The sequence below is a fragment of the Bacillus sp. FSL W8-1127 genome, from assembly GCF_038006725.1.
Classification (GTDB): domain Bacteria; phylum Bacillota; class Bacilli; order Bacillales; family DSM-4216; genus Bacillus_O; species Bacillus_O smithii.
Genome location: NZ_JBBOVU010000001.1, coordinates 884,754 through 911,647 on the forward strand (window position 1 = coordinate 884,754; position 26,894 = coordinate 911,647).

The window sequence follows — 26,894 nt, forward strand, 5'->3', positions numbered from 1 at the left end:
ATTGGGTGAAACGGAATTTTTATATAAAGTTTTAAAAAATATTTGGGAACCATTTTTGAACGAATGGCTGCCCATGAGTTTTCTTTTACATTCGCTTCCTTCAGGATGAATAATCAAATACTGTTTATGTGATATAATGGTGTCGATTAAATCCATTGCCGGTGTACAGGAGGAAAAACTGAATGGTTCAGGGAATTATCCATTATGAGGCAGGACAGTCTGTCGATTGTTATTTATTGATTAAATCCATGACGAAAAGCACAGCCGTCAATGGAAAACCGTATTTAAACCTGATTCTTCAAGACAAAAGCGGTGAAATTGAAGCGAAACTATGGGATGCGACAGAACAGGATGAAAAACAATATCGGGCGGAAACGATTGTAAAAGTGCTCGGAGATATTCAAAATTACCGCGGGCGAAATCAACTAAGAATTCGGCAAATCCGACCGGCCTCCGAAAATGAAGGAGTCAAAATTCAAGACTTTGTTATGTCGGCCCCGATGCATTCGGATGAGATGGCAGAAATCATCACTCAGTTTATTTTTGAATTGAAAAATCCTAATATCCAAAGGATCACTCGTTACTTGCTGAAAAAATATTCTGAGCCTTTTTATCAATATCCGGCAGCTACTAAAAACCATCATGAATTTGTATCCGGATTAGCTTATCATGTCGTTTCCATGTTAAAACTGGCAAAGGCCATTGCGGATTTATATCCTTCTTTAAATCGGGATTTGCTCTATGCCGGTGTGATTCTTCATGATCTGGGCAAAGTCATTGAGTTGTCGGGCCCCGTTGCGACTACCTATACGGCTGAAGGAAATTTGTTGGGGCATATCACGATCATGATCAATGAAATTGCCAAGGCGGCCGAAGAGCTGGGCATCGAAGGAGAAGAGGTGTTTATTCTCCAGCATATTGTTTTAAGCCACCACGGAAAGCCGGAATGGGGGAGCCCGAAGCCGCCGTTAATCAAAGAAGCGGAAATTCTTCATTACATTGATAATATTGATGCGAAGATGAATATGCTGGATCGAGCTTTAGAAAAAACGAAACCGGGAGAATTTTCCGAGCGAATTTTCGCTATGGATAACCGCTCTTTTTATAAGCCAAAGTTTTAATTAGTATATTCGATTTCATTCCTATTTCAGCGATGAAGAGACCTCTTTTTAGAGGTCTTTTTTTAAGGGAAGAATTCCTTTTGAAAGTGGAAAAGATAGATCGTGCGGCTCTCTTTCTCCCCATTCCATTCTGATATTTTTCTTTATCATGACGTTTCGTTGCGGGAGACCTGAATGACGTCTAGTTGGCGGTAACAGAGGATAATGGAAAAAATTATAGGAATAGGCAACGTTTCCGTCTCATAAGATGTAGTAAATGCGGACAAGTTAGGAGAGGTGGAAAATGACGGTACCGTTTTGGATGTATTTCGTTGTGGCAGGAATATTTATTAGTGCATTTATGGTGATTAAAACGGCGAGAGAAGATCGGAAGGCAGACCAGGAATGGATCGAAAAAGAAGGCGAAGTATTTATAAAGAGGATGCAAGAAGAGAAAAAAAAGAAACAGAAACAAGATCAGGAACAACAAGGAGCATAAACGTAAAAGGCGCTTCAAAAGAATTCTTCTTTTGGAGCGCCTTTTTATATGGCTAGTCCGAATCGTGGAAAAAAGGCGAATGAAAAATTGATTGCGAGAAGAAGAAAAGGCATGCTACACTTGTTCGCTTTCAAAAAAATGCTGCCTTTCTGAAACGAAAGGCGTTCCGTTTCAAAAAAGCAGCACACATTATTATTTCACATTATTATTTATTGGAGGTTGCTTCGGAAAACAAACCGTTAAAGTCTTTGTCTTCGACTTTTACATTAGCATCTTTCAGCACTTCGTTAAGTTTTTTCTGCATCTTAGTTTGATCGACTTTCGAGAGTTTCAGTTCTTCTTTCAATTGATCTTTTACTTCGTTAAACGGTTTTTTCTTTTTCTTATCTGTAATTTGGATAATATGGTAGCCGTATTCTGTTTTAATCGGTTTGCTTATTTCTTTGACTTTCAAAGTATCAAGCGCTTTAGTGAATTCAGGAACAAATTGCTTGCGGCCTTGGTAATCGATCCATCCTAAATCTCCTCCATTGTTGGCGGAAGCTGTGTCTTTGGAGTATTTTTTGGCAAGATCCTCGAATTTGGCCCCTTTATCCAGCTGCGCTTTTATTTCATTTGCCGTTTTTTCATCATCGACTAATATATGGCGGACTTTGATTTCCGGCTGCCATTTTTTATAATAATTTTTCAATTCTTGATCGCTGATTTTAATATCGGCCGTTGCCGCTTTTTGCTCTAATAGTTCCAATTTTAAGTAGTCTTTAAATCCCTTTTCGTCCATGCCGTATTGGGCGAGGAACGCTTCATATTGTGAACCAAGTTGGTCTTTTGTTTTTTGAAGCTCGTCATTCAGCTCTTTATCCGAAACTTTATATTTTTCAGATAAAACTTTTTTGTACACCAATTCTTGCAACGCTTGTTGTGTTTGTTGAGGATATTTTTCTTTCATAGCGTTGTACAGATCTTCTTTTGTAATATTTCCTTCATTCGTTTTTACAACGGTATCATCTCCGCCGTTTCCGCATGCAGCAAGAACAATCATCCCGGCTGCCAACGACAAAGAGAGAATCCATTTTTTCATTCGTTCAACAACTCCTACACTTAATTTCATTTTTATATTCTTTATCCACATAGACATACTATATCACAATTATGCGGAATTACCAAAGTTTTTCTTTTTTATGACCGACAAGAAAATAGGCGTTTGCTTCAGTCAAAATATACCGGGTTACATACGATACAAATAACAGAAAAGGAGGTATGGCGGGAATGAAAAGCTTTCCGCTGAAAGAGTAGATCCTAATAGGGTTAGTCAGTTGAAAAATCCGGATTAGAATTTGGCAGAAAACAAGAATGTATGGAAACTTCTGTTGTCGAAGCCATATTGTTAAATCCTTTCTAATCAGGTTTAATCATCTGATGACCTATACAGTCGTCTTCAAGCGGGAAAAAGGCCTAAACCAAAAATAAAACAAATGAATAGTATGATATAGACCAATGTGTAAGGAGGTGATCGGTATTGGGTGCAGCTTATGGCGGAGGGTTTGCATTAATTGTGGTGCTCTTCATCCTTCTCATCATTGTTGGTGCAGCATGGCTATATTAACAAATGAAAAATGTGAAAATAAAGGAGGAACTCGGATATGTCTGGAGCATATGGCGGAGGATTCGCACTTGTCGTTGTGTTGTTCATTTTGCTTATTATCATCGGTGCATCTTGGATTTACTAGATATTGGAATAAAAGCCAGGCGATGCCTGGCTTGATTTCCACTTATGTATAGAGAATTTCGATATAAGAAGAAATGAGCAGAATAGTGATTAAAATGTTAATCGTTCTAAACACTTTCGGCTGGCGATCTTCCGGTATGTCTTTTTGCATACATAGCGTGTTGGTAAGTCTATTGATATTGTATAAAATGAAAATAGAAAATAATATGAACACGAAGATTACTGACATGATGCTCCCTCCTTTTTCATAACCTTATTCATCAGGGTGATAAATAGAATATTTAGGCACCTCAAAGTTAAAAGACAACGACTCAGATGATGTGTATTATTTCGAATGAAAATGGTTTTGTAAACCGAGGAATTAAACAAAATTTTCAATAATTAGAAACTTTTGTTATGTCAGGTGTGAAAACGGATCAATAAACCTAAAAATGATTGCGAAAAGGATGCTACCATACTTTACGACGAAATAAGCAAAAAATCAATAGAAAATAAATGATTTGGATGGCCGTTGAGCAAGCTTTTTTGGATCAGCGTTCTTTTAACGTCTTTCCGAAAGAAGTCTCCCATCCTCTAGGAATGTGAAGGTGTGAATAGCACCAATGAGTAGGTGGGAGATGAATTTCGGTTGGCTTTAGCCAAAGTTATTTTTCCAATCCTTTTCTCAACAATTCTAAGATTGCGGCTGTTCTAGTTGGAATCCCATTTTCTTTTTGATATTGCTCCAATTTTTCTAATATCGTCTTAGGCATACGAATTTCTACACGTTCTTTCTCTTCTCTCATGATTATCACCTCATATTGATTGTACGGATTTTTTACGGTATAATCAATATATACGAAATTTTTCCGCACAAAGTGAGGTGAATTGATATGGCCAAGCAAAACAAAGCTTTCAAGTTTCGTTTGTTACCAAACAAAGAACAATCCGCATTATTAGCTAAGACATTTGGTTGTGTTCGCTTTGTCTACAATAAGATGTTAGCTGAACGCAAAGAAACGTATGAAAAGTTCAAGGATGATAAAGAATTGCTTAAAAAGCAAAAGTTTCCGACCCCTGCAAAATATAAAAGTGAATTTCCATTCCTAAAAGAAGTGGATTCTTTAGCTTTGGCAAATGCACAAATGAACTTACAGACTGCTTATAAGAATTTCTTTGAAGGAAATGCGGATTTTCCAAAGTTCAAAAATCGTAAAGCAAAACAATCCTATACAACTAATATGGTCAACGGAAATATTAAGCTAGAAAATGGTCATATCAAACTGCCAAAAATCAAAAAGCCAATAAAAATGAAACAGCATAGAGAGATACCTGCTGATTATAAAATCAAATCTTGCACTATTTCTAAAACAAAGACAGGCAAATACTACATTTCAATTTTGACAGAATATGAGAAAGATATTCGTCCAGTTAAAATACAGAAAGTTGTTGGTTTGGATTTTGCTATGGATGGTCTATATGTCGAGAGTGAACAGGGTAAGAAAGCCAATTACCCACGTTACTATCGGCAAGCCTTAGATAAATTAGCAAAAGCACAACGAATTCTTTCTCGAAGAAAGAAAGGTTCTGCAAGATGGGAAAAACAACACCTGAAAGTGGCTAAGCTACATGAAAAGACAGCGAATCAGCGCAGAAACTTTCTTCATCATAAGTCAAAAGAATTAGCAACAAACTATGACGCTGTGATTATTGAGGACTTAGACATGAAAGGCATGTCTCAAGCCCTCAACTTTGGAAAAAGCGTTCATGATAACGGCTGGGGGATGTTCACTACTTTCTTAGCGTATAAGCTAAAAGAACAGGGGAAACAACTTGTGAAAATTGATAAGTGGTTTCCCTCCACTAAGAAGTGTTCATGTTGCGGCAAGGAAAAAGAAATGCCATTATCTGAACGTGTATATAAATGTTCTTGCGGCTTTGTATTAGATTGCGATCACAATTCAGCAATCAATATCAAAAATGAGGGATTACGCTTATTAGCATAAAGAATAATAACTTTCGGAACGAGAGGGTTAGCTCGGTCAATTTTCTGTCATTAGACGGGATTACCCGAGAAGCCCCCACTTCAATCAAACCGTAAGGTTGATAAGTGGAGGGTAGTTCACAAGCACCAAACATACCGTTCATCTTGTCTTTTGGAATAGCTTAAATTCAAGTTTTACTGTAAGATAATATTGAATGGCCCGGTAAGTATAATTGACTGTTCGAAATAGAGCGTCTATTTGTGGTATGGTGAAATGACATGGAGGATATTATAAAACGATTGGAAATGTTGGAATACCATCAACAACTGTTGATTCAGATGGTCGATAAGAACCGACATGAATTTGATTGGCTGATTATAAAAAATCGGCTCACAAAAGAGGAAACGGCCGAATTTTTCGAACTTTGTGAGGAGTTGAACAAGAAATATCAAGAGCAAAAAGCGGACGGATTTGTTTTTCATGTTCCGCTTTTTCAAGAATTTGAAAAAAGGCTTCATTCCAAGTTGGATTGTAAAGAGGTCATCGCAGCATGCATAAAACAAGGGCTCTATAAAGAATTAATGATTCAGCTGTACAAAAATCTTTCCAACTAACTCGTTATTTTTTCGCTGGATTCGTTCGTGGAAATGAAGGTATCTTCCTTCTGAAAGTTTTCGTCTATGTTTTGAAGGGAGGTTTCGATAATTTCCATGAAATCGTCCCCGTACAAATTTTTAATGATCACACTGAGTTCTAAAAAATCAGGAAATTTACCAAACAGTTTATTTAGGGGTAGTGCCGCTTGCACGACGGAATTGGCTTCCGGATTAAATTTTTCCATCAGGTCATGAAGGATCGTTTCCCCTTCATTTGTCAACTCAACATACGTATTTCGCTTGTCCGATTCTTTCTTGGAAAATTTTAAATAGCCTTGTTCTTCTAGTTTCTTTGAAAAGTTAAAGGCTGTGGAAACGTGCATGACGCCAAACTTAGCGATATCAGAAATAGAGGCTCCTTTTAAATGATAGGCGATCCATAAGATATGGTGTTCATTAATGTTAAGGTTATACGGTTTGATCCATTGCTGCCAATCTTTTTCAACCGCTTTCCAAAGGGCCTTGCTTAACTGTGCTACTCTTTGGGAAAATAGCATTACCTCATGTATGGAAACTTCTTGTTTTTTCACTTTCTATCACCTTCTTTTTAAAATTGAACAGGTTTTTCTGAAAGTATTCTCTAACAATATTATGCCAATAAAATAAAAATTAATAAAGATATAAATTTACTAAATTTTCAAAAAAGTGGACAATCCAATAAACAAGATTGTCCACTTTCATAAGTTTCGCATGCTGTTATAAGAAAATACCTTGTTTTCTTGAAAAAACTTATGATGTATTCCGAATGTGGCAGGACTTACGCTTCACCTGCCGTAAGGACGACAAGTGCTAGTCAAAAAGCCCTGTATACTTCACGCTTGGAGAATGGATTCTATGAGGATTTGGGTGTTATCAATTCTTTTTCGTTGTCTCCTCCAGGTTTTTGACGGAAATTTGGACGTTGTGAATTCCTTCTTCAATTGCCTTTTTATTTGGTTGAATGCTTTTTTGCCATAATTCGATGCTTTCTTTTATTTCTTTAGAGATCTGAGGGAAAGCCGTTTTTCCTTCTTGTATAAAATGAGTGACCGCTTGTTTTACCTGTTCGGTATTGCTTATGACTTCCTTCGCTGTTTCTTTCATAAAATCCTTTGTTTTTAACATATTTTTTTTGACGTCTTTTCCAGAAGAAGGAGTGGTAAGGAGCGTTGTAATGGCGCCTGCAACCCCTCCGACTAAAAAGCCCGCCAACCAATTCGATCGTTTCATAATCATTCACCTCTGGCTGATATTTCGCATTTTGAGATTGAAGTCCCTCATTTCATATCTTCAGTTGCAGTTGAATAGGATAGAATATTCATTAAATTCGAATCCCTTAAGAAGAGTATACAGACTTCTTTTGAAGAAAATCAACATTCTATGTCCGGAAGATCAGTCAGCGGGCTGGTGAAGGAGGAATTTACATGAGAGGGGTTTTGTTCTTTGCGGTTATTCTCGATTTTCTTTTGTTTCTTGGTCTGTGTCGCTCGCTTCTATTATTGTCCAGGCCGGGTATATATCCCCCGAAAAAGATGGTGAAAAAACGTGTCGGCGCACTTGGAGCCGGAACTGTTTTCGTATTTGTGATCATCATTCTCCTTTATGTAACATGAAAAGAATTGGTAAACAGGGGATAAGTGAGGGAAAAACGATGGTGGCTGGAGACTGGATCGAATATGGTTTTTCGGCCATAATACACAAAAATGCCGGGCCGCCTCCGTAGCCTTAGAAGCATGACGGCAGGTTAGGAAGTGGCCAGGCATTATTCATTAAATCGATGCTTTTAAGCTTGATGCCCAACGTTTGAGCGTTTCATTATCGATTGGGCAATAGGATAAATAATAAACATGGCAACGGCATTTAAGGCCATAGCAGGCAGAACGACGGTTCCGAATAAAGCGGTAAAAGGTCCGGGCAGACCGACAATCAAATAGGCTGAAGTCAAAAAGACTGTTCCGGAGACAATAGTGCCGACAGCCGTCAATATGGCTGCTCCGAGTGTGTTTTTGCTGTACTTTGCCGTAAGGGCAAGCAATCCGTAAAAAATGAACGCCGTAACCGGTTTATCGATTAGATTCGGAAGGAATCCTCCGGGAAATGCCGTGGTCAATCCGGAAATGACTCCCGTAGCTAAACCAATCAGCAAAACATTTTTGGCGTTTGAAAATAATAGAATGCCGAGAAACATCATCGTAAGCATCATATCTGGCTTCATGCCTAAGAAAAAAGCAGGGATGATTGCATGAAGAACTGCTCCCATACCCACTAAAATGGCTAAACTGACAAGTGTTTTCGTATTCAATTCTCTTCTCTCCTCTGCTAAACTTCTCTACACTAAAACTCGATTTTTAGTGGTACGAATTCATTTTACCACAAATTCTTTGCTTTGCTCTCAAATAAGATATCTCGTTTCATATGTTATTTTATATGCTGATGAATGGTCGATGCGATGTCTTGAAGTTCGTCGAAAGTATAGTCGTTTTGATGCGATTTCCATACAGCCCCGAATCCATCTCCTTTTCCGTAACGAGGAAGCAAATGGATGTGGAAATGAAAGACTGATTGTCCGGCCGCTTCTCCATTATTGTTTAATAAATTTAGCCCGATCGGTTGATAGGCTTCTTGAATAGCATTCGCTATTTTGGGCACAGCTTGGAAAAGCGATCCAGCAATTTCTGGAGTTAGCTCAAAGAGATTCTTTTTATGTATTTTTGGTATGACCAGTGTATGCCCTTTTGTTACTTGGCTGATATCCAAGAAAGCAAATACATTTTCATCTTCATACACTTTTGCTGACGGGATTTCTCCGTTCATAATTTTACAAAAAATACAATCGCTCATATTCACTCATCCTTTCTTTCATTTCATGATAAATGGCATGTATGCCGCTCTTTGCAGAATGGATCAAATCTTATGGACACACGTCGAGTCAAAAAATCACTGGCATTTTTGGATTTTTTCGATGAAATGGTATGGATTTGAATGTATTTTATCATAAAAGCGGGGGGATCTAAATAGGGAACCATGCATTCGAAATGGGAGCCATGAATAATGCTCCGGTTAGCTTTGGACTGAGGGGATATTTTGCCGCCAATAAAAAGCAGCGCAGTTTAGAAAACGATCTTGAATCATTAAAAGAACCTTTTCTTTTAGTGCCAACTCCAAAGCATTTTCTATAAAAGAATGGCTCAAAGCGGAGCGGACCGGAATGTTTTAAACGTAAGATCATGGCTGTTTTATTTTCTGATCTGATAGGGTTCAAATGGATGATTTTTATGTTGAGGACATAAAAGAAGACAGGATGCTTATGCATCCTGTCCCTTGAAGGGGATTGGTCATTGCTGATCTGCAGTGCAAAAGTCGTTTTTCGTGTTCAAGCTAATCATCCCCTTGCTGGAATGTTTCTTGCTTTGACACTTTTTAGATCTAACACAAACCCGTTTTTGGCAAATTTGTGAATGAAGACTTTATGGTCTTTCATACTTATTTGCATTGGAGTTTGTGGATCGTGCGACTTTACTGTCTGCCGTAATCACCTCATTTTATTGAAGGCGAATCAATTGACCATAAGATAGGAAAATGCGGTACTGGTCTTTCACAACCACCCCGTTTTACTATTTGGTTGACCCCTTCGAATATTAGAATGCACAGAAATTTTTTCTTTATACATACAAGTGATGAAATTTTGTCTGAAAAATTGTCAAGAATCATTTATCAAGTCTAAAATAGTTGTGGGTAGACTTAAAATAGCTGTTTTTGCGAAAATGTTTGTTAAAATAAGATGAACTTAGAAACAAAATACCGCATGTTTTTGTTAAATGGTTTAATAAGTGCTTCTTCTTTAAAGTGATCTGAATGTCACCATAACGAAATGAATGGAACACAAATTTTCTTCTATTGGAGGAGGATGGAGAGTTTTCAAACGAATTTTTGGGCAATCAAAAACAGAAAGGATGTGGAAGAATGTCGCTATTGAAAGTCGACCAATTGACTGGCGGTTATACAAGAAAGCCTGTGTTAAAAGATGTGTCTTTTTCTATTGAAAAAAATGAAATCGTTGGTTTGATTGGTTTAAACGGCGCGGGAAAAAGTACGATTATTAAGCATATTATCGGTTTAATGGAACCGAGGCAAGGAGAGATTATCATCAATGGACTATCTTTGAAAGACAGCCCGGAGCAATATCGCAGACAGTTTTCTTATATACCGGAAATGCCGGTGTTGTATGAAGAATTAACGTTGGAAGAGCATTTGAAAATGACGGCGATGGCTTACGGATTAACAGAACAAGAATACAAAGAGAGGATAGATCCGCTTTTAAAGGAATTTCGAATGCAAAAAAAGCTTCATTGGTTTCCTGCTCATTTTTCCAAAGGAATGAAACAGAAAGTAATGATTATGAGCGCCTTTTTAACGGAACCTCATTTATATATTATTGACGAACCGTTTTTAGGGCTTGATCCGCTCGGAATTCAATCGTTATTGGAGTGGATGGAAAAAATGAAGAAACGAGGGGCGGGCATATTAATGTCCACTCATATTTTAGCAACAGCCGAAAAGTATTGCGATTCGTTTATCATATTACATAACGGGGAAATCCGCGCAAAAGGAACCATTCAGGACTTGCAGGAACAGTTTGGCATGCAGGGAGCTTCTCTCGATGATCTCTATATTCAACTGACAAAGGAAGAAGAAAAATGAAAACTGTTCAGCAATTATGGAAAGAGCGATTAAACGGCTATTTATCCGAGATGCGCAAATATTTGCGCTATATATTCAATGATCATCTGCTATTTGTACTGATTTTTGGGGTCGGAGCCGGTGTCTACTATTACAGTCAATGGGTAAAAACGTTGGAACCTCATTTTCCAGCCCCGTTTATCATGGCGCTGTTATTGGGGGCTATTCTGGCGTGGTCTCCGATTTACACGTACTTAATGCGAGCGGATATCGTCTTTCTGCTTCCGATGGAGGAACGATTAAAAGGCTATTTTCAAAAAGCCATTGTATCTAGTTTTGTCTTTCAAAGTTATTGGCTGATTTTGTTTCTTGCTGCTTTAATGCCCATGTATGTAAAAGTCAAGGGAGTAAGCTATGCATCGTTCTTTTTGTGGCTTGTGATCTTATTCATTTTGAAGTTTTGGAATTTGTTTGTCCGTTGGAACGTGCAGAAGTTTCAAGAAAAAAATATACGTCTTGTTGATCTGATCGTTCGTTTTGTTCTCAATGCAGTCTTTTTATATCCGCTGTTCAACCGGACAAACTGGCTTCTTTTCGTCATTGGAGCGTTTCTTTTGATCGTTTATGCCGGCGTTATTCAAAACAAGAGCAGGCAGCATATTTTAAAATGGGAAATGCTTGTGGAACTAGAAGAAAAAAGAATGATGGCTTTTTATCGCTTTGCCAACTTGTTTACGACGGTCCCTAATCTGCAAGGAGACGTAAAAAGAAGAAAATGGCTGGACTTTCTGTTTAAAAAGATTCCATATGGCCCCCATCATGTTTATACGTATTTGTTGTCACGTACTTTTGTTCGTGTAAATGAATACATTGGATTGTTTGTCCGCTTGACGCTCATTGGTTTGCTTTTGATCATTTTCAGTCATTCATTACTATTCAAAGTCATCATGGCGCTCTTGTTTATTTATTTAACAGGATTCCAGCTTTTTCCGCTGATCCGTCACCACGATGAAAAAATTTGGATGATGTTGTATCCTGTTTCGAAAGAAAGAAAAAAAACAGCTTTTATGCTGCTTTTGAGGCAGTGTCTTGGATTGCAGGCCTTTTTGTTCGCGGGGGCGGCGTTTTTTCGTTCATGGTTTGAAAGTGGAATCATACTTGGAGCAGCCGTCTTATTCGTCTTTTTGTTTACCGAAATATACACTCCCCGCAAGCTAGCTAAAATGGAAAACTTGTAAGACCGTTTTCTGGCATCTGGTTTAGACTTCGTAAGTACTTGAAAAAAGGGAATTCATTCGTGATGCAGCAATGTTTTTTCGTGGTACTGCTTCTTAGATGGCGGTCATAGCTTAAGGGTATGCCGTCTGCTGAAAATCATAATAGGAATACTGCGACAATGGTTGTCACCAAGAGGCCGAAGCATACGGGAATTAAATTTCTTCGTGCCAGTTCAAAAGGATCGACATCGCATATGGCCGCAGCAGGAATCAAAGCCCAAGGAATTAAAGTGCCTCCTCCAACCCAAATCGCTGCTACTTGGCCGAGAGCCGTTAACACGGCTGTTCCGCCTGATAGAGAGTGGGAAAAAATTTTAGCGATTGATCCGGCAAGAGAAATGCCGGAGAATCCTGAACCATCTAGGCCGGTAATGGCCCCGATGACGGTCATAGTCACGGCCCCCATTTCTTTCGTCAAGGGGACAAGGGAAGCGAGAGAAGCGCCAAGGTCGTTGACAATGCCATTGGATGTATGAGGAAGGTAGTCGCCGATTATTTTCGAAAAACCGGCATCGCCTAGATAAAAGAAAGCGGCAATGGGAATAACAGTTGAGAATACTTTAAAACCAAATTGGAATCCTTCCATTAAAAAAAGGGTGGTTTTTTCTAACCCTTTCCCTTTATAGCTGATCAACGCGATCAGGAAGAGAATAATAATGGCGGTTCCCCCGATAAGTGCTGTTGCGTCTCCGCCTTGTAAGTGATAAAAAAACAGGAAAAATATATCAATGGCAAAAAAGAGTGGTATCAGGATCGCAAATATTTGCTTTGTTCTGAAGGAAAGGGAGGTGTCAATTTTATTCTCTTGACGGTTGGTGGAAACGAGGCTGCTGCTCGAAAGCTTTCCTTTTTTCATATCGATTTTTAGCTGAATGAAAGCTACTAGTGTGGTGGAGATTCCCATAACGGCTACGAGAGGGAGGCTGGCATGAATCACATCTTGGACGGCAATTCCTGCTGCGTCGGCTGTTAATTTAGGAGCTGCCTGAATGACGAAATCGCTGGAAAGGGCGATTCCATGGCCGAATAAATTCATGGCCATTGCCGCGCCGATGGCAGGCAACCCTGCTCGTATCGCAACCGGAACAAGTACAGCTCCTAATAAAGCAACTGCCGGTGTCGGCCAAAAAAACCAGGAAATTAACAACATTAGTAATCCGATGATCCAGAATCCTGTGTCAGGAGAACGGATGAATTTTGTAAATGGAGCAATGATGACTTCGTTGATTCCAGTTTTCATTAAGCTGTTGCTCATGGCGACAATCATGGAAATGATGAGAATGGTCGGCAACAGCTCCGAGATTGCGTATACGAAACTGGTAAATATACTGATGATCGACGCGGTGACTGATCCGGTAGCTGTAAAAGCGATGAAAAAGATGCCGATAATACATAAGATCGTCGTATCTTTGCGGAGAATCATGAAAAGGATCACGAGTGCGATAAAAAGAACGTACACCCAATGAATCAACGTTAAGTCGATTGGCATGTTGTATCTACTCCTTTATTCACAGACTTCGCTAGGCGTTTATCACACTATTTTGTTTCAAAGTATGAATCATCCTTAGAAGTTGTGAATGAAAGGAGCGTCGAATGAAGAAATGATTGAAAGAAAAAAGAAAGACGTTATTTCCTTGGAAATGTGAAATTTTAGCAGTCCGACAGCGTAGTTTAAATAATCACATTGGAGCTTGATCTAAGACTGCAGTAAAAAGTTTAGTTGTAGCGACCATCACGACGTGGATTACGATTGTTCTTCTTTCGGTATTAAATAGGTTTTGACGTAAGAAGGACGAGGTAAAATGGTGATTTTACTCTTCGTTCCTTTTTCAGTTTCTTGTTTAGAGTGGGCTTTTTCGAACGCTTGGGATTTTTTCCAGTTTTGAAAAGACTGTTCGTCTTTCCAGCAAGTCAATACAATATATGTATCTGATTTCAAAGGGCGAAGGAGTCTAAAGGCTTTATAGCCCGGCATTTTTTCAAGATTGCCCGCTCTGTTTTTGAATCGGTATTCAAAAACAGGGCGGCCTTCATCCGTAACGGGAATATGGTTCATGACAAAAAAGCCGCTTTTTTTGTCTAAAAGGCCAGATGAATCAATCACTTCATACGATCTGGGGGATTGGAATACGGATTTTTTCTCGGTTTCGTGAAGGAGTAAAGCGCTTTCTTCGTTTTCCATAAGGATCATCGTTTCGTGTTCATATTTTTGGAGAATCGTTTGTAAATAATCGAACGTCCCGGTGGTCATGTAAATATTCATCTTTTCACCCCATTTTCTTTTTTGAAAAGGACTTTTGTGAACTGCGCAATTGGAAAGGACATGGAATCCGCCTTTAGTCCATCGTTCTCATTGGCATTTTGCCCATATATCAGAATAAAAGGGCTATCTGCTTTTATGAACTTTCCAATATTTAGTTTAAAATTTCCATACTGTGAGTTCAATGAAACATTATAAACAAAATCGGCGGTTTTATGACATTTCACTCGCTTGCCTATACAATTTACTCAAAAAGCACTATAGTGTAAAGCATGTAATAGATCGTGAGAATGAAGGATCGCCGGTTGCAACGACCTATATTTATTTAAGTGTAAAAATGTGATTTCTCTTGAAAATCATTCATAGCTTTTTTCATTTTGAATACGACTTTACTCATATGAAAGGTGGAAGATAAATACATGAGAATGGTAAATGATACTTTAATCAAGGCTGCTAAAGGAGAGCCGACAGACTATGTGCCGGTTTGGTATATGAGGCAAGCAGGCCGTTCGCAGCCTGAGTATCGGGCGTTAAAAGAAAAATATTCATTGTTTGAAATTACACATCAACCGGAATTATGCGCCTATGTGACAAGATTGCCTGTTGAACAATACAATGTGGATGCAGCCATCCTTTATAAAGATATTATGTCGCCTCTGCCGGCGATTGGAGTGAAAGTAGACATTCGATCGGGAGTAGGTCCGGTTATTGACAATCCGATTCGTTCTCTTACGGATGTGGAAAAACTTGGCCAAATCCATCCGGAACAGGATGTGCCATATGTACTGGAAACCATTCGAATTTTAACGAAAGAGCAGCTGACGGTTCCATTGATCGGATTCGCCGGTGCACCTTTTACGTTGGCCAGTTATATGATTGAAGGAGGTCCATCCAAACATTACAACAAAACTAAAGCGTTTATGTATGCGGAACCTGTCGCTTGGCACGCTTTGATGGACAAGCTGGCCGATATGACTATCGCTTATGTTCGGGCGCAGATCAATGCGGGAGTAAGCGCCGTTCAAATCTTTGATTCTTGGGTAGGAGCTGTAAATGAAGAAGATTACCGTGTATACGTGAAGCCAGCTATGCAAAAAATTTTTAGTGAACTAAAAAATGAGCATGTTCCGCTTATCATGTTCGGAGTTGGTGCAACTCATTTAGTAAAAGAATGGAACGACCTTCCTTTAGACGTCATTGGTCTTGATTGGAGAATGGAGATTCGCAAAGCAAGAGAATTGGGAGTGACAAAATCGCTTCAAGGCAATTTAGACCCGGCAGTGCTGCTTGCTCCTTGGAAAGTGATAGAAGAAAAAGTGAAACGGATTTTAGATCAAGGTTTGGAAACACCGGGATTCATTTTCAATCTTGGTCATGGAGTTTTTCCTGAAGTTCAGCCGGATACTTTGAAAAAGCTAACCGAATTTATTCATGATTACAGTTCAAAAAGAGTTTAAAAATAAAAGAAACTTATTTTTTGTAAATTTCCTTTCATTTTGACAAAATAATTAATTGAGGTGGCTCTTATGGAAAGGAAAAAGATAGGATTACTTGTTATGGCATACGGCACTCCAAACAATGAAGAGGATATTGAACGGTATTATACGCATATTCGACATGGAAGAAAACCATCGGAGGATATGCTGGAGGATTTAAGAAGACGTTATAAGGCGATTGGGGGAATTTCCCCGCTTGCAAAAATTACGAATGAACAAGCTGAAAAACTAACGGCTCGATTAAATGAACTTCAAGATCAAGTGGAATTTCGATTATATATTGGGTTGAAACATATCGAACCATTTATTGAAGATGCCGTAAAGCAAATGCATGAAGACGGTATAGAAGAAGCCGTTTCGATTGTACTTGCTCCGCATTTCTCTTCTTTCAGCGTGAAATCGTATAATGAAAGGGCAAAATCGGAGGCAGAAAAGCTTGGCGGACCAAGGATCAGCCCGATTGAAAGTTGGTATCGTGAGCCGAAATTCATCGATTACTGGGTGAATCAAATCAAAAAAGTTTACGAACAAATGCCGGATGAGGAGCGCAAATCTTCTGTCCTGATTTTTTCTGCTCATAGTCTTCCAGAAAAAATATTGCAATTTAACGATCCTTATCCAGAACAACTGAAAGAAACAGCTCAATTGATCGCTGATAAGGTGGGGGTCAAAGATTATGCCATCGGATGGCAAAGTGCCGGAAATACCCCTGAACCATGGCTTGGACCGGATGTCCAAGATTTGACAAGAGATTTGCATCAGAAAAAAGGATATAAAGCGTATGTCTATGTGCCAGTCGGATTTGTTGCCGATCATTTGGAAGTATTATATGACAACGATTATGAATGTAAAGTAGTCACACAAGAGATTGGTGCTTCCTATTATCGGCCGGAAATGCCTAATGCAAAGCCGGAATTTATTGATGCTTTAGCAACGGTTGTTTTAAAACACATAAATAAATAAGAAGTTTTAGAAGAAGGCGATGTATGGTGAGTGAATCAAAAAAAGTGGCGGTCATAGGCGGAGGAATTACCGGATTAACAGCCGCTTATTATTTGCAAAAAGCGGCTCAAGAAAAAAAACTTCCATTGGAAGTCACATTAATTGAATCCTCCCCTAGACTCGGAGGAAAAATCCAAACGATCCGCAAAGATGGATTTGTAATTGAAAGAGGGCCTGATTCTTATCTGGCTCGAAAAAAAAGTGCAACTAGACTGGCAGAAAATGTGGGGATTGCGGATCAATTGGTCAGCAATGCGACCGGTCAATCTTATGTGCTAGTAAATGAAAGGCTTTATCCCATTCCCGGCGGTTCTGTTATGGGAATTCCAACACAAATATTCCCTTTTGTTGTAACCGGATTATTCTCTTTTACCGGCAAACTAAGAGCCGCTTTCGATTTTCTTTTGCCTCGTTCCAAACCGCAAAAAGATCAAGCTTTGGGACCATTTCTTAGAAGGAGATTCGGGGATGAAGTGGTGGAAAATTTGGTTGAACCCCTTTTATCCGGAATTTATGCAGGGGATATCGACCAAATGAGTTTAATGGCTACTTTTCCACAATTTTACACAATAGAACAAAAATATCGCAGTTTAATCTTAGGAATGAAAAAAACGACGCCAAACTCCTCCCAAAAGCCAGCGGGCGGGCAAAAAAAAGGCGGATTTCTCACTTTCCGTCACGGATTGGAAACGTTAGTGGAAGCTGTAGAAAGTCAGTTGATAAAAAGTTCAGTGTTAAAAGGAACACGTGTGGTGAAAATTGAAAAAGAGGAAGACCAATATCGTTTGCTTTTGCATAACGGTGAAGCACTTCGCACAGATAGCGTAGTTCTTGCCACACCTCATGGAGTTGTTCCGGATATGCTTCCACAATACGATTTCTATTCTCCATTGAAAGATATGAAATCCACTTCGGTCGCAACCATCGCGATGGCTTTCCCCTCGGAAGCGATTGAACAAGACATAGACGGAACAGGATTTGTGGTATCGAGAAACAGCGATTTCACTATTACGGCCTGTACGTGGACTCATAAAAAATGGCCTCACACGACTCCAAAGGGAAAAGTATTGCTGCGCTGCTATGTAGGGCGTGCCGGTGACGAAACGGTAGTGGACTTATCAGATTCGGAACTTGAAAAAATTGTATTGGAAGATTTAAATAAGACGATGAATATTTCCATGAAACCGGATTTCACGATTGTCACCCGTTGGAAAAACGCCATGCCGCAATATGCGGTAGGACATATAGAACGGATGGAAAAGATTAAGCAAAGTACGCAAAAGGAATTGCCGGGTCTTTTTTTGGCAGGAAGCTCGTATGAGGGACTCGGTGTTCCGGATTGCATCGACCAAGGCGAAGAAGCTGTGGAAAAAGTATTGGCTTTTTTAGGGATGAATGGGAAATAGGCCGCTGATTGGCGGTCTATTTTTTTGTCTTCTTGATGAAAAAATTTGGAAAAAAGCAGTATTTTGACGTATCGATATCATTGCAAAGAATGATCAAGTGTGATATAGTATTTTTCGTTAAAACTAAATGACTAAATTATTATTTTGGTCATTTTACGAGGTGATAAAGTGTCTGTCGATCGAAAAAAGCAGATTCTGGATGCGGCGGCCAAGTCGTTTTCATTATTTGGATACAAGGCCACTACGATGGATCAAGTAGCAAAGCTTGCGAATGTTGGAAAAGGGACTATTTATAATTTTTTTAAAAATAAAGAAGACTTATTTCACGAAATTGTTTCTTCATTAATTGCAGAAATGAAAGAAGCGGCAGAACAATCATTTGATGAAGAAGATTCATTCGTTGAAAAAGTTCATCGTGCTTTGTATCAGGTGCTCGATTTTCGGAGAAAACATCAACTCACCATCAAGCTCTTTCAAGAGGCGAGAGAAAGGGGGACACCGGTCGTTTTAGAGGTGATGGATAAAATCGAACGTTCCATTTTAGATTACATCCGAGATAAAATCGAAATGGGAATAAAACACGGAGAAATTAAGAATTGCAATCCTGAAGTGACAGCTTTTGTCATTCTAAAAACGTATATTTCGCTTATTTTTGATTGGGAGAGGGATCATGACCCCCTTGAAAAAGATGAAATCGCTCGATTGTTTGACTTGTATTTTTTTCAAGGACTGTCCAAATAGGAAAATCTTTCTCTTTTTCTCGATGATGATGAAATGAAAAATGAAAAATTGGGAAGGGGGATTGTCGTGAACCGTTTATTGATTGTGGCTGAGTTAAAAGAGATTTTCCGAGATCGAAAAAATTTGTTGATCCCGATTTTTGCCATTTTATTTATCCCGATCCTTTATGCAGGAATTTATTTATGGGCGTTTTGGGACCCCTATGGACATTTGGAACGACTTCCCGTCGTCGTAGTAAATCGCGATAAAGGCGCCGATTTTTCCGGAGAAAAGCTGCAATTAGGCGACGAAGTAGTAAAAAAATTAAAAAAGAACGATGATTTTGATTTTCATTTTGACAATAACCGGGAAAGGGCTTATAGAGATTTAAAACATCAAAAATATTATTTATTGGTGGAGATTCCGAAAGATTTTTCAAAAGATGCTACGACTCTGTTAGAAGATCATCCCCAAAAAATGAGTTTGAAATATGTTCCGAATGAAGGTTATAACTTTTTATCGGCGCAAATGGGAAGAACAGCCATGAAAGAAATACGCGCATCGATTCAAAAAAATGTGACAAAAACTTATGCCGATACGATGTTTCGAAAAATTCGCGAGGCTGGAAAAGGGATGGACGAAGCCAGCAAAGGCGCTGGAAAATTGAATAAAGGCGCTGTCCAGCTTGCGGGCGGAGCAAAGCAGATGAAAGGCAATTTGGAGAAACTGGCAGAAAAGTCGTTAGAATTTAATAAAGGCATCCTTTCCGCCGATAAAGGCTCGCAAAATCTCGAAAACGGCGCTGAACAATTATCTTCCGCATTGAATCAGCTTGCCTTTGGCCACGACAAACTGTACCAGGGCGCTAAAGATGTCCAAAAGGGAACGGAACAATTAGCCGGAGGAATCGGTCAGTTGTCTCAAGGCTTAAATACGGTTGATGGCAAAATGAGCCAGCTGTTAAATGGAACGAGACAAGCTCAATCGAGTGTTGAGCAATTTTCAGGTCAAATGCCGAAACTGCAAAGCAGCGTTAAGGATTTGGCTGCTGGAGCTGAGCAGTTAAATTCGGGTGTAGACAGCTTCCAGCAACAATTAGTGAGCCAACTAAACAGCGCTTTGGATGATTCTGCTCAAAAACAAGAGCAGGCAACGCAGCAAATGATCGGTCAGTTAAAGCAGACTCTCTTGGCGCAAGGTTTACCGGCTGATCAAGTCAATTCTATTATTCAACAATTTCAACAACAGCTTCCGGATCCAACGCAATCGGTCAATCAGCAAAAGCAGATGATCCAGCAGCAAGTAGCCAGCGGTTTCAGCCAATTAAAATCTGGAAGCAAGGAATTGGCGACTGGTGCTCAATCTCTTAACAGCGCCATCAACAGCCAACTTGCTCCCAATATTCAGAAACTGAATGGTGGGTTAAAACAAATCACTGCCGGCCAAGAAAGCCTTCAATCGGGCATTCATCAGCTGGCGAATGGTTCCAACGAATTAAATGCGGGGAGTCAAAAGCTTTTAGCAGGTGAAAGCCAACTAATCTCTAACATGGGGATTTTTAATGAAAAAATGGGCGAGTCAGCAGCCGGCTCTGCCAAACTGACGAACGGCGCCCATCAATTAAATACAGGCCTTTCTCAGTTGTCATCAGGCTCACAAAAAATCTCTGACGGCACTAAACAATTGGCAGCAGGGGCCGATGCGCTCGCAAAAGGTTCCGGTCAATTAGAAAATGGTACAAAAGAAATGCACGATAAGTTAAACGACGCTTCCAAACAAGCCAATTCTATGAAAGCGGGAAAAAACCAATCCGATATGATGGCAGAACCTGTAAACGTCAAAGAAAAACCGATTAATAAAGTACCTACTTACGGCACTGGTTTGGCTCCGTATTTTATCTCACTCGGACTTTATGTCGGAGCATTAATGATGACCATTGTCTATCCTGTTCGAACACCTCTTGGCAAACCTAAAAATGGTGTATCCTGGTTTTTTAGCAAATTTGCCATGATGGGGCTTATCGGAGTATTGCAGGCGCTGATTACCGCGGCCATACTGCTTCTTGGCTTAAAGTTGAAAGTTCAAAGCGTACCGTTGTTTATTGCCACTACGATTTTAACCAGCTTAGTCTTTATAGCGATCGTTCAAATGTTAGTAACGATTGGTGATAACCCTGGCCGTTTTGTTGCTGTTTTAATCTTAGTCGGCCAATTAACGACAAGTGCCGGTACTTTCCCGTTGGAATTAGTTCCAAAATGGTTTCAAATGGTTCACGCCTTTTTGCCGATGACCTATAGCGTCAATGCATTCAAGGCGGTCATTTCAAGCGGAGATTTTGCTTATATGTGGCACAATCATGTTATTCTCTTGTTATTTATGGCGTTATTCATGGCCATTACACTTCTCTTTATGATGATCGTGTTTAAGCGCCAATATGCTGATCATTTGCAAGCAGCGGAAGAAGCATAATGATTGAGTGTGTTCATTCCTTGGGCTGTCGGCATGCCGACAGCCTTTTTTAACGCGATAAAGATTCAGAATTTTTATGGATTTTTCTGAGGAAGAATCAAAATTAGTTTACAATAGAGTGGAAGGACATGTTTTGTTTTTAGTATAGTGAAAGGACTATTGAAGTGTTGAATTTTTTTACTTTTTATCGAGTGAAAGCACTGCAGCTATCAGAGCAATATAAGCAGTATGCCTTTTACGCAGATCATAAAGGACAGGAAGAGGTCAAAGTGCAGCAAACTCTCCCTAAATGTCCATTTGATTAATGCGGGGATCACGCTGACAGAAGTTTTACTAATGGAAGAGGTGATTGAAAACATGAAATTGACGATCATCGGCCCGTGGGGCGGATATCCAAAAGCGAATGAAGCGAGTTCAGGTTATTTATTGCAGCAAAGCGGATTCAATCTTTTAATCGATTGCGGAAGCAGCGTCCTATCTTTTTTACAAAACCATATAGAGCCAGAAAATTTGGATGCCGTGCTGATTTCCCATTATCATGCTGACCATGTAGCGGATATCGGTGTACTGCAGCATGCTTTACTTATTAGGAAATACTTCAATAAAGAAATCAAGACGCTTCCTATCTATGGCCATCATGAAAGTAAAGACTATCGATCATTAACGTATAAAGACATCACAAAAGGTTCGGTGATTGACGAAAACAGTGAACTTTCCATCGGCCCTTTTTCCGTAAGTTTTTTAAAAACACGTCACCCTGTTCCTTGTTATGCGATGAAAATAGCATCAGATGAAGGCACATTGGTTTATACGGCTGATTCCGCTTATCAAGAAGCATTTGTGGACTTTGCGAAAGATTGCGACCTGCTTTTATGTGAAAGTAATTTGTTTAGCGGAATGAACGGAAATCAGGCCGGACATATGACAAGTACTGAAGCAGGAAGGTTGGCAGCACAATCGGGGGCGAAAAAACTAGTGTTGACCCACTTGCCACAGTACGGCAGTTTGCATCAGTTAAAAGAAGAGGCTGAAAGTGAATTTAATGGACCGGTCATATTGGCAGAAAAAGATTTGCAAATAATGGTTAAAAAGTGACAAAATCCAGTTCGCCCAGTCTTGTTTCTGAAAATTTTACGTTGATTTTGATCTATTTTTGATCATTTTAGGGAATGAAAAACATATGAAAGAATGAGAAGGAGTATATTGATAAAAAAGTTTTTCTGATCAGTTTTAAAACCGTGCGGAATTTGAATTTTGTGATAGTCGTGATGGCAAAGTTTCAAACTCTTGCTGAGCGTTTGTAATTGTTGTTCTTCCTTCATGTTTAACGCTTGTTTTCGCCTGTGATGTGGCGAGCGGATGATTCGAGTTCTGGAAAAAGAAAATTTGAGCTTTACGGCTAATGAATGGTTTAGGAAAAAACTTGCAAGGATGATGATTTGTTTTTTTCATACTATAAAGAATGAAGAGGTGCTGATTTCATTTTAAATGGAAGGAAGGGCTTTTCCATGACTTATGACTGCATTATTATTGGCGGAGGCATTGCTGGTCTGCAGGCGGCCATTCAACTAGGACGCTATCAACATCGTGTGTTGGTCATTGACGCTGATCAAGGCCGCTCCGTATTATGCCGCAGCTTTCATAACCTTTTAGGCTGGCCCGATGGTGTCAGCGGACGGACATTGCGAACCATTGGAAGAAATCAAGCGGAAAAATTAGGAATCGAATTTCGGAAGGGATGGGTAGTCGATGCCCGTTCTGAGTCGGATGAATTTCTGTTGTTTTGTGATGATGGTTCGTCTTTTCGAGCCAAAAGGCTTCTTTTTGCTACCGGTGTCATGGATCGTCTTCCTCCGTTTCCTAATATCATTCCTTGTTTAGGAATCAGCGCTTATATATGCCCGGACTGCGATGGTTTTGAAGTAAAAGGGCAGCGAGTGATTGTGATGGGGTCAGGAGATGCTGGAGCCAACTTAGCGTTGGCGCTTACTTATTTTACCACTGATATTTTCTACGTTGACCATGAACAGGCAGGCATCAGCCAACGTGTGATGGAAAAGCTAAGACATAAGAATATCCATTATGTGCCGGTGCCGATAAAAGAGGTATTGGCCGATGGTTCCCAATTTAAAGGTGTTCATCTTATGAATGGAGGATGGATTCCGGCGGGACGGTGCTTTCTTGGATTCGGCGGAAATGAAGTTCGTTCAGCCTTAGCTGAAAAATTAGGGGTACAACTTCATAAAAATCGGCATATTCTCACTGATCCGCGCACAAAAATGACTAATGTCAAATATGTTTGGGCGGCAGGCGATGTAACGGTTCATTCCGAGCAAACCGCCATTGCGATGGGAGACGGGATCCAAGCAGCCATTTGGATTCATAAAAGCTTGATTTCAAATGTGCTGGAGAATATGCATTAAATACAGATGATTTCGTATTATTTGTTTGAAATATTGCGGTGTAATGGTTTTAAAAAACTTTTCCCTTCAGGAGGATGTATTCATTCGTTCGCACAGCAGAGAAGTACGAGGATCGAATCATGACTTTCGATTGGGAGACTATTTAGGGAGGTTTGACCTCCGTTTCTATCTTGATTTTTACCAAAAAAAGAACATAATGGATAAGAATGTGTTCTATTTCATCGATTCTAACTTAGCATCTGTTTGTTGTGGACTATTCGTGGGATTGATTATTTGAATCGAGATGCACGGCTACTTTCCAATAACCGGAAAAAAGGCTTTTACTTTGCTTTTTTCTGTTTGAGGCTTTTTTGCAAGAATGCAGGCAAGAAAGTTCATGATAAAACTTTTGCTGTACATATGTTGTATGGAAGAGCCGGTGATAACAGCTGGGATTCTGTTTTTTCTTGCTCTATAGAAAATAATGGTCCACACTTTTCATGAGAACCTTTTTTCCGATAAAATAAAAATGGTATTGGAAAAAGAAAAATCAAAGAAAGATAGATTGTGTATGTTCTAGAATTGGAGGCGAATCAGATGGATTTCGTTAAATACGAGCAAGAAGGCTCCATTGCGTACATTACTTTTAATCGTCCTGAAGAATCCAATTCCTTAAATGAAGAGATGTTGAAGGATTTGGAGCAATATTTGGATGAAATTCGTGTGCGTACCGATATTTCCATCGTGGTTTTACAAGGAGAAGGTGAGCAAGCTTTTTGTACAGGAGTCGATTGGGGCGAAGAAGCTCTTTATTCAGATGAACAGAAAAGAAAATTTCAAAATAAAATCCGAGAAGTGCTGTTGAAGGTGGAGGAACTTCCTCAGCCAACTATTGCGGCCATTAACGGAGCGGCTTTTGATGAAGGTTTTGATTTGATTCTCGCATGTGATTTCCGTTTTGCTTCAAGACATGCCGAAATTGGCTTTAATCAAAAGAACCCTGGAACGATTCCTTATGCAGGAGCTGTCCGCAGGCTTCCTAAACTGATTGGGGAAGGCAAGGCTTTAGAACTGATTTTAACAACTAAAATTTTAAATGCCCATGATGCTTATGCATATGGATTATTGACAAGGGTATCACCCCCTGAAAAGCTTTTCGAACGGGTGAAGGACTTCGCAGAAGAACTTTCCATTTTCAAGGCGGACGAGCTTCGGAAAATTAAGGCGGCTGTGAAAAACGGTGGTCACCCGAATCTTTTTTAAAATATCGTCCATTCTTTTATTAAACTGGTAAAATCGCATACTTGCGGTTTTACCTTTTTCTTATAGGTCTGAAACGGCGCCGTCATGGAACCTATCCAGTGTTTGGGGCGGTAATGGGCATGTGCTTTTTGTTTTATGAAAGGCAAGAAAGTGATTATTTGTTTGACCATTATCCCATGAATAGATCATGGGGGATTTTTCTTGAAAGAGCCATGCTTCTTTCCGTTAAGAGGAACGGTAAAATGTTTTTGTCCTATTTTACAACGAAAATTTGGGAAGAGTTGTGCAAAGAAATTGCTTGTTCTATTTTGAATGAATCCAAACTACACATAATAGTAAGGGACAAAGATAGGAAAGGGGGATGGGAGAGTTGAAAAAATGGGGTCTGTGGGCAATAGCTGCCTATCTATTGTTTGGCTTATGCATATATTATTACTTGTTTGTATTTGCCAACAGCAGTGTACCGGATATATATAAAGGAACGAGCGCCGATCCGGCGACATTTTTAAATTCTCGTGAATTAGTTCTAAGCGAGGAATATTCAAAAATTCGGGATTTGTTGTTCTTTTTGTCCACACCTTATGAATGGCTTCTTTATTTGTTTATTCTCATCTTTGGAGTTTCAACTGTTTTTGAAAAATGGGCCAATCAAGCATCCCGATTTCAGTTCGTTCGGAATGCTGTTTATTTATTCTGGTTATCTCTCCTCACATTTGTATTAATGTTTCCCATTCGATATTTGTCGTATCATTTTTCGAAAACCTATCATATCTCAGCTCAAGAATTCGGCGGATGGATGAAAGACAACGTGATCGATTTTTGGGTCAATTATTTGATCATGTTGGTATTAGTGACGATTTTGTATGGGCTCATGAAGCGGTTTCCCAAAAAATGGTGGCTTGCTTCTTGGATCTTATTTGTTCCGTTTACCTTTTTTTTAATGTACGTACAGCCGGTATGGATTGATCCTTTGTATAACCACTTTTATCCGATGAAAGACAAACAATTGGAATCTAAAATTTTGTCATTGGCTGATAAAGCCCATATTCCGGCGAATCATGTGTATGAAGTGGATATGTCGGAGAAAACTCATGCTTTAAATGCTTATGTGACGGGAGTAGGTTCTCATTCTCGGATTGTTTTATGGGATACGACTCTTCAAAAGCTGAATGACAATGAAATTTTGTTTATCATGGCTCATGAGATGTGCCATTATGTTGAAAAGCATATTTATTTTGGCATTGCCGGCTATTTGCTTCTCGCGTTCGTCGGTTTTTGGATTACAGCCAAATGGATGGCGCGATGGATTGATCGCCATGGCCAAAAGCTCCATATCCAATCGATCTCTCAATTAAGAACATTACCGCTCTTCTTGTTGATTATTTCCATATTGGTGTTTGCATCCAGTCCTATTTCCAATCTGGCTTCCAGGTATGAAGAAACGCGTGCGGACCGCTATGCAATCGAAATGACGAAAAATAAGGAAGCAGCCATAGAATCATTTCAGGAATTGACAAAATCGGGACTGAGCCAAGTGAATCCGCCGCTTCTGGTGAAAATTTTTCGTTATACCCATCCTACGATGCTTGAACGGATTCATATGGTGGAAACTTATCCAATAAAACAGAAATAATTTGGGACAGCCGGAAAAATGACAGTTCATGACCAAAGTAGAATGTGATAATTTATTCTAAAAGGATGAAGTTTATAGACAAGTCGCTAATCCCTTGGGTTTTGTTGTTGGTTACCAAGGGATTACATTTTTTCCGGATTTATTGTTTCTCTTTCTATAAAAACGAATGGCTAATGACTCGTTTCTATTCATGGCACTTGCATTCTCGTTCACAATGATTGTGGAATGTCGGTTTTTTACAAAAACAAGTGGGGGAAATGCTCAAAAAGGTTCCCGTATCTGTTAAGGATACGGGATATTTACCGTTTGTCCGGGGAAATCCTTATGATGATTATGAGTTGGTTTTACGTGAGGATTAA

At 39.4% G+C, this 26,894-nt stretch carries 28 protein-coding genes; 19 read left to right on the forward strand and 9 right to left on the reverse strand.

Going from position 1 to position 26,894, the window contains the following annotated elements; translation table 11 throughout:
* The first annotated feature begins 182 nt into the window (after positions 1 to 182).
* Together yhaM and NST12_RS04210 are read left to right on the forward strand one after the other, a co-directional pair.
* Positions 183 to 1,121: a 3'-5' exoribonuclease YhaM gene (gene yhaM / locus NST12_RS04205; protein ID WP_003353778.1), complete on the forward strand. Its 939-nt coding sequence runs from the start codon at positions 183 to 185 to the stop codon at positions 1,119 to 1,121.
* Between the two features lie 283 nt (positions 1,122 to 1,404).
* Positions 1,405 to 1,599 (forward strand): sporulation YhaL family protein, encoded by a 195-nt coding sequence (locus NST12_RS04210; RefSeq protein ID WP_003353772.1) that lies wholly within the window; start codon positions 1,405 to 1,407, stop codon positions 1,597 to 1,599.
* Positions 1,600 to 1,804: 205 nt separating this feature from the next.
* Here the strand turns inward: NST12_RS04210 and NST12_RS04215 are convergent, their stop codons facing one another.
* Entirely contained in the window at positions 1,805 to 2,680 is an 876-nt protein-coding gene (locus NST12_RS04215; RefSeq protein WP_048622832.1) for a peptidylprolyl isomerase, read from the reverse strand.
* 438 nt (positions 2,681 to 3,118) lie between these two features.
* Here NST12_RS04215 and NST12_RS04220 point away from each other — a divergent pair, with 438 nt between their 5' ends.
* Together NST12_RS04220 and NST12_RS04225 are read left to right on the forward strand one after the other, a co-directional pair.
* Positions 3,119 to 3,205, forward strand: a complete 87-nt coding sequence (locus tag NST12_RS04220) for a YjcZ family sporulation protein (RefSeq protein ID WP_061778555.1) — start codon at positions 3,119 to 3,121, stop codon at positions 3,203 to 3,205.
* A gap of 37 nt (positions 3,206 to 3,242) precedes the next feature.
* Positions 3,243 to 3,329, forward strand: a complete 87-nt coding sequence (locus NST12_RS04225) for a YjcZ family sporulation protein (RefSeq protein WP_040341153.1) — start codon at positions 3,243 to 3,245, stop codon at positions 3,327 to 3,329.
* Between the two features lie 42 nt (positions 3,330 to 3,371).
* On the opposite strand, the gene NST12_RS04230 is transcribed toward NST12_RS04225, so the two are convergent.
* Positions 3,372 to 3,557: a hypothetical protein gene (locus tag NST12_RS04230; protein WP_003353770.1), complete on the reverse strand. Its 186-nt coding sequence runs from the start codon at positions 3,555 to 3,557 to the stop codon at positions 3,372 to 3,374.
* 415 nt (positions 3,558 to 3,972) lie between these two features.
* Positions 3,973 to 4,113 carry a ribbon-helix-helix protein, CopG family gene (locus tag NST12_RS04235; RefSeq protein WP_003352379.1) on the reverse strand — a complete coding sequence of 47 codons (141 nt, stop codon included), beginning with the start codon at positions 4,111 to 4,113 and terminating at the stop codon, positions 3,973 to 3,975.
* Positions 4,114 to 4,200: 87 nt separating this feature from the next.
* On the opposite strand from NST12_RS04235, the gene NST12_RS04240 reads away from it, so the two are divergent.
* On the forward strand, positions 4,201 to 5,313 hold the full coding sequence (locus NST12_RS04240; RefSeq protein ID WP_341030168.1) for an RNA-guided endonuclease InsQ/TnpB family protein: 1,113 nt from the start codon (positions 4,201 to 4,203) through the stop codon (positions 5,311 to 5,313).
* A gap of 257 nt (positions 5,314 to 5,570) precedes the next feature.
* Entirely contained in the window at positions 5,571 to 5,906 is a 336-nt protein-coding gene (locus NST12_RS04245) for a DUF1878 family protein (protein WP_003353760.1), read from the forward strand.
* Here the strand turns inward: NST12_RS04245 and NST12_RS04250 are convergent.
* Both NST12_RS04250 and NST12_RS04255 read right to left on the reverse strand, forming a co-directional pair.
* A complete protein-coding gene (locus NST12_RS04250; protein ID WP_082142248.1) occupies positions 5,903 to 6,478 on the reverse strand; it encodes an HTH-type transcriptional regulator Hpr in 576 nt (191 codons plus the stop codon). The genes NST12_RS04245 and NST12_RS04250 overlap by 4 nt on opposite strands.
* A gap of 322 nt (positions 6,479 to 6,800) precedes the next feature.
* On the reverse strand, positions 6,801 to 7,157 hold the full coding sequence (locus tag NST12_RS04255) for a YtxH domain-containing protein (RefSeq protein WP_048622833.1): 357 nt from the start codon (positions 7,155 to 7,157) through the stop codon (positions 6,801 to 6,803).
* A gap of 194 nt (positions 7,158 to 7,351) precedes the next feature.
* Here NST12_RS04255 and NST12_RS04260 point away from each other — a divergent pair, with 194 nt between their 5' ends.
* Entirely contained in the window at positions 7,352 to 7,540 is a 189-nt protein-coding gene (locus NST12_RS04260) for a hypothetical protein (RefSeq protein WP_003353757.1), read from the forward strand.
* Between the two features lie 170 nt (positions 7,541 to 7,710).
* Here the strand turns inward: NST12_RS04260 and NST12_RS04265 are convergent, their stop codons facing one another.
* Both NST12_RS04265 and NST12_RS04270 read right to left on the reverse strand, forming a co-directional pair.
* Positions 7,711 to 8,229 carry a tryptophan transporter gene (locus NST12_RS04265; protein WP_048622834.1) on the reverse strand — a complete coding sequence of 173 codons (519 nt, stop codon included), beginning with the start codon at positions 8,227 to 8,229 and terminating at the stop codon, positions 7,711 to 7,713.
* Positions 8,230 to 8,345: 116 nt separating this feature from the next.
* Positions 8,346 to 8,768: an HIT family protein gene (locus tag NST12_RS04270; protein WP_003353755.1), complete on the reverse strand. Its 423-nt coding sequence runs from the start codon at positions 8,766 to 8,768 to the stop codon at positions 8,346 to 8,348.
* Positions 8,769 to 9,890: 1,122 nt separating this feature from the next.
* Between NST12_RS04270 and NST12_RS04275 the strand changes: the two genes are divergently transcribed.
* Together NST12_RS04275 and NST12_RS04280 are read left to right on the forward strand one after the other, a co-directional pair.
* Positions 9,891 to 10,628 (forward strand): ABC transporter ATP-binding protein, encoded by a 738-nt coding sequence (locus tag NST12_RS04275; protein WP_048624388.1) that lies wholly within the window; start codon positions 9,891 to 9,893, stop codon positions 10,626 to 10,628.
* Complete coding sequence (locus NST12_RS04280) at positions 10,625 to 11,845, forward strand: ABC transporter permease (protein ID WP_053083217.1); 1,221 nt, start codon at positions 10,625 to 10,627, stop codon at positions 11,843 to 11,845. Before NST12_RS04275 ends, NST12_RS04280 begins: the two co-directional genes overlap by 4 nt.
* Before the next feature lie 136 nt (positions 11,846 to 11,981).
* On the opposite strand, the gene NST12_RS04285 is transcribed toward NST12_RS04280, so the two are convergent.
* Complete coding sequence (locus tag NST12_RS04285; protein ID WP_341100362.1) at positions 11,982 to 13,373, reverse strand: hypothetical protein; 1,392 nt, start codon at positions 13,371 to 13,373, stop codon at positions 11,982 to 11,984.
* Positions 13,374 to 13,628: 255 nt separating this feature from the next.
* Positions 13,629 to 14,147, reverse strand: a complete 519-nt coding sequence (locus tag NST12_RS04290) for an antibiotic biosynthesis monooxygenase family protein (protein ID WP_341100365.1) — start codon at positions 14,145 to 14,147, stop codon at positions 13,629 to 13,631.
* 416 nt (positions 14,148 to 14,563) lie between these two features.
* Here NST12_RS04290 and hemE point away from each other — a divergent pair, with 416 nt between their 5' ends.
* From hemE to NST12_RS04340, 10 genes are all read left to right on the forward strand, one after another.
* Complete coding sequence (hemE, locus tag NST12_RS04295; protein WP_341100368.1) at positions 14,564 to 15,601, forward strand: uroporphyrinogen decarboxylase; 1,038 nt, start codon at positions 14,564 to 14,566, stop codon at positions 15,599 to 15,601.
* A 69-nt stretch (positions 15,602 to 15,670) separates the two neighbouring features.
* Entirely contained in the window at positions 15,671 to 16,603 is a 933-nt protein-coding gene (hemH, locus tag NST12_RS04300) for a ferrochelatase (protein WP_341100371.1), read from the forward strand.
* 23 nt (positions 16,604 to 16,626) lie between these two features.
* Positions 16,627 to 18,048: a protoporphyrinogen oxidase gene (hemY, locus tag NST12_RS04305; RefSeq protein ID WP_048622839.1), complete on the forward strand. Its 1,422-nt coding sequence runs from the start codon at positions 16,627 to 16,629 to the stop codon at positions 18,046 to 18,048.
* Positions 18,049 to 18,216: 168 nt separating this feature from the next.
* Positions 18,217 to 18,789, forward strand: a complete 573-nt coding sequence (locus tag NST12_RS04310; RefSeq protein ID WP_341100374.1) for a TetR/AcrR family transcriptional regulator — start codon at positions 18,217 to 18,219, stop codon at positions 18,787 to 18,789.
* A 66-nt stretch (positions 18,790 to 18,855) separates the two neighbouring features.
* On the forward strand, positions 18,856 to 21,237 hold the full coding sequence (locus tag NST12_RS04315; RefSeq protein WP_048622841.1) for a YhgE/Pip domain-containing protein: 2,382 nt from the start codon (positions 18,856 to 18,858) through the stop codon (positions 21,235 to 21,237).
* A gap of 164 nt (positions 21,238 to 21,401) precedes the next feature.
* Positions 21,402 to 21,542 carry a hypothetical protein gene (locus NST12_RS04320; protein WP_169799163.1) on the forward strand — a complete coding sequence of 47 codons (141 nt, stop codon included), beginning with the start codon at positions 21,402 to 21,404 and terminating at the stop codon, positions 21,540 to 21,542.
* A 52-nt stretch (positions 21,543 to 21,594) separates the two neighbouring features.
* Complete coding sequence (locus NST12_RS04325) at positions 21,595 to 22,332, forward strand: MBL fold metallo-hydrolase (protein WP_048624390.1); 738 nt, start codon at positions 21,595 to 21,597, stop codon at positions 22,330 to 22,332.
* A 413-nt stretch (positions 22,333 to 22,745) separates the two neighbouring features.
* Positions 22,746 to 23,660 carry an NAD(P)/FAD-dependent oxidoreductase gene (locus NST12_RS04330; RefSeq protein WP_048622842.1) on the forward strand — a complete coding sequence of 305 codons (915 nt, stop codon included), beginning with the start codon at positions 22,746 to 22,748 and terminating at the stop codon, positions 23,658 to 23,660.
* A gap of 576 nt (positions 23,661 to 24,236) precedes the next feature.
* A complete protein-coding gene (locus tag NST12_RS04335; RefSeq protein ID WP_048622844.1) occupies positions 24,237 to 24,902 on the forward strand; it encodes an enoyl-CoA hydratase-related protein in 666 nt (221 codons plus the stop codon).
* Positions 24,903 to 25,263: 361 nt separating this feature from the next.
* A complete protein-coding gene (locus NST12_RS04340) occupies positions 25,264 to 26,535 on the forward strand; it encodes a M48 family metallopeptidase (RefSeq protein WP_048622846.1) in 1,272 nt (423 codons plus the stop codon).
* Positions 26,536 to 26,894 lie beyond the last annotated feature (359 nt).

Bases quoted from the DNA above. Each gene is read 5' to 3' on its own strand.
- yhaM (WP_003353778.1), top strand. From the start codon at position 183: ATGGTTCAGGGAATTATCCATTATGAGGCAGGACAGTCTGTCGATTGT.
- NST12_RS04210 (WP_003353772.1), top strand. From the start codon at position 1,405: ATGACGGTACCGTTTTGGATGTATTTCGTTGTGGCAGGAATATTTATT.
- NST12_RS04215 (WP_048622832.1), bottom strand. From the start codon at position 2,680: ATGAAAAAATGGATTCTCTCTTTGTCGTTGGCAGCCGGGATGATTGTT.
- NST12_RS04225 (WP_040341153.1), top strand. From the start codon at position 3,243: ATGTCTGGAGCATATGGCGGAGGATTCGCACTTGTCGTTGTGTTGTTC.
- NST12_RS04230 (WP_003353770.1), bottom strand. From the start codon at position 3,557: ATGTCAGTAATCTTCGTGTTCATATTATTTTCTATTTTCATTTTATAC.
- NST12_RS04235 (WP_003352379.1), bottom strand. From the start codon at position 4,113: ATGAGAGAAGAGAAAGAACGTGTAGAAATTCGTATGCCTAAGACGATA.
- NST12_RS04240 (WP_341030168.1), top strand. From the start codon at position 4,201: ATGGCCAAGCAAAACAAAGCTTTCAAGTTTCGTTTGTTACCAAACAAA.
- NST12_RS04245 (WP_003353760.1), top strand. From the start codon at position 5,571: ATGGAGGATATTATAAAACGATTGGAAATGTTGGAATACCATCAACAA.
- NST12_RS04255 (WP_048622833.1), bottom strand. From the start codon at position 7,157: ATGAAACGATCGAATTGGTTGGCGGGCTTTTTAGTCGGAGGGGTTGCA.
- NST12_RS04260 (WP_003353757.1), top strand. From the start codon at position 7,352: ATGAGAGGGGTTTTGTTCTTTGCGGTTATTCTCGATTTTCTTTTGTTT.
- NST12_RS04270 (WP_003353755.1), bottom strand. From the start codon at position 8,768: ATGAGCGATTGTATTTTTTGTAAAATTATGAACGGAGAAATCCCGTCA.
- NST12_RS04275 (WP_048624388.1), top strand. From the start codon at position 9,891: ATGTCGCTATTGAAAGTCGACCAATTGACTGGCGGTTATACAAGAAAG.
- NST12_RS04280 (WP_053083217.1), top strand. From the start codon at position 10,625: ATGAAAACTGTTCAGCAATTATGGAAAGAGCGATTAAACGGCTATTTA.
- NST12_RS04285 (WP_341100362.1), bottom strand. From the start codon at position 13,373: ATGCCAATCGACTTAACGTTGATTCATTGGGTGTACGTTCTTTTTATC.
- NST12_RS04290 (WP_341100365.1), bottom strand. From the start codon at position 14,147: ATGAATATTTACATGACCACCGGGACGTTCGATTATTTACAAACGATT.
- hemE (WP_341100368.1), top strand. From the start codon at position 14,564: ATGAGAATGGTAAATGATACTTTAATCAAGGCTGCTAAAGGAGAGCCG.
- hemH (WP_341100371.1), top strand. From the start codon at position 15,671: ATGGAAAGGAAAAAGATAGGATTACTTGTTATGGCATACGGCACTCCA.
- hemY (WP_048622839.1), top strand. From the start codon at position 16,627: ATGGTGAGTGAATCAAAAAAAGTGGCGGTCATAGGCGGAGGAATTACC.
- NST12_RS04325 (WP_048624390.1), top strand. From the start codon at position 21,595: ATGAAATTGACGATCATCGGCCCGTGGGGCGGATATCCAAAAGCGAAT.
- NST12_RS04330 (WP_048622842.1), top strand. From the start codon at position 22,746: ATGACTTATGACTGCATTATTATTGGCGGAGGCATTGCTGGTCTGCAG.
- NST12_RS04335 (WP_048622844.1), top strand. From the start codon at position 24,237: ATGGATTTCGTTAAATACGAGCAAGAAGGCTCCATTGCGTACATTACT.
- NST12_RS04340 (WP_048622846.1), top strand. From the start codon at position 25,264: ATGGGAGAGTTGAAAAAATGGGGTCTGTGGGCAATAGCTGCCTATCTA.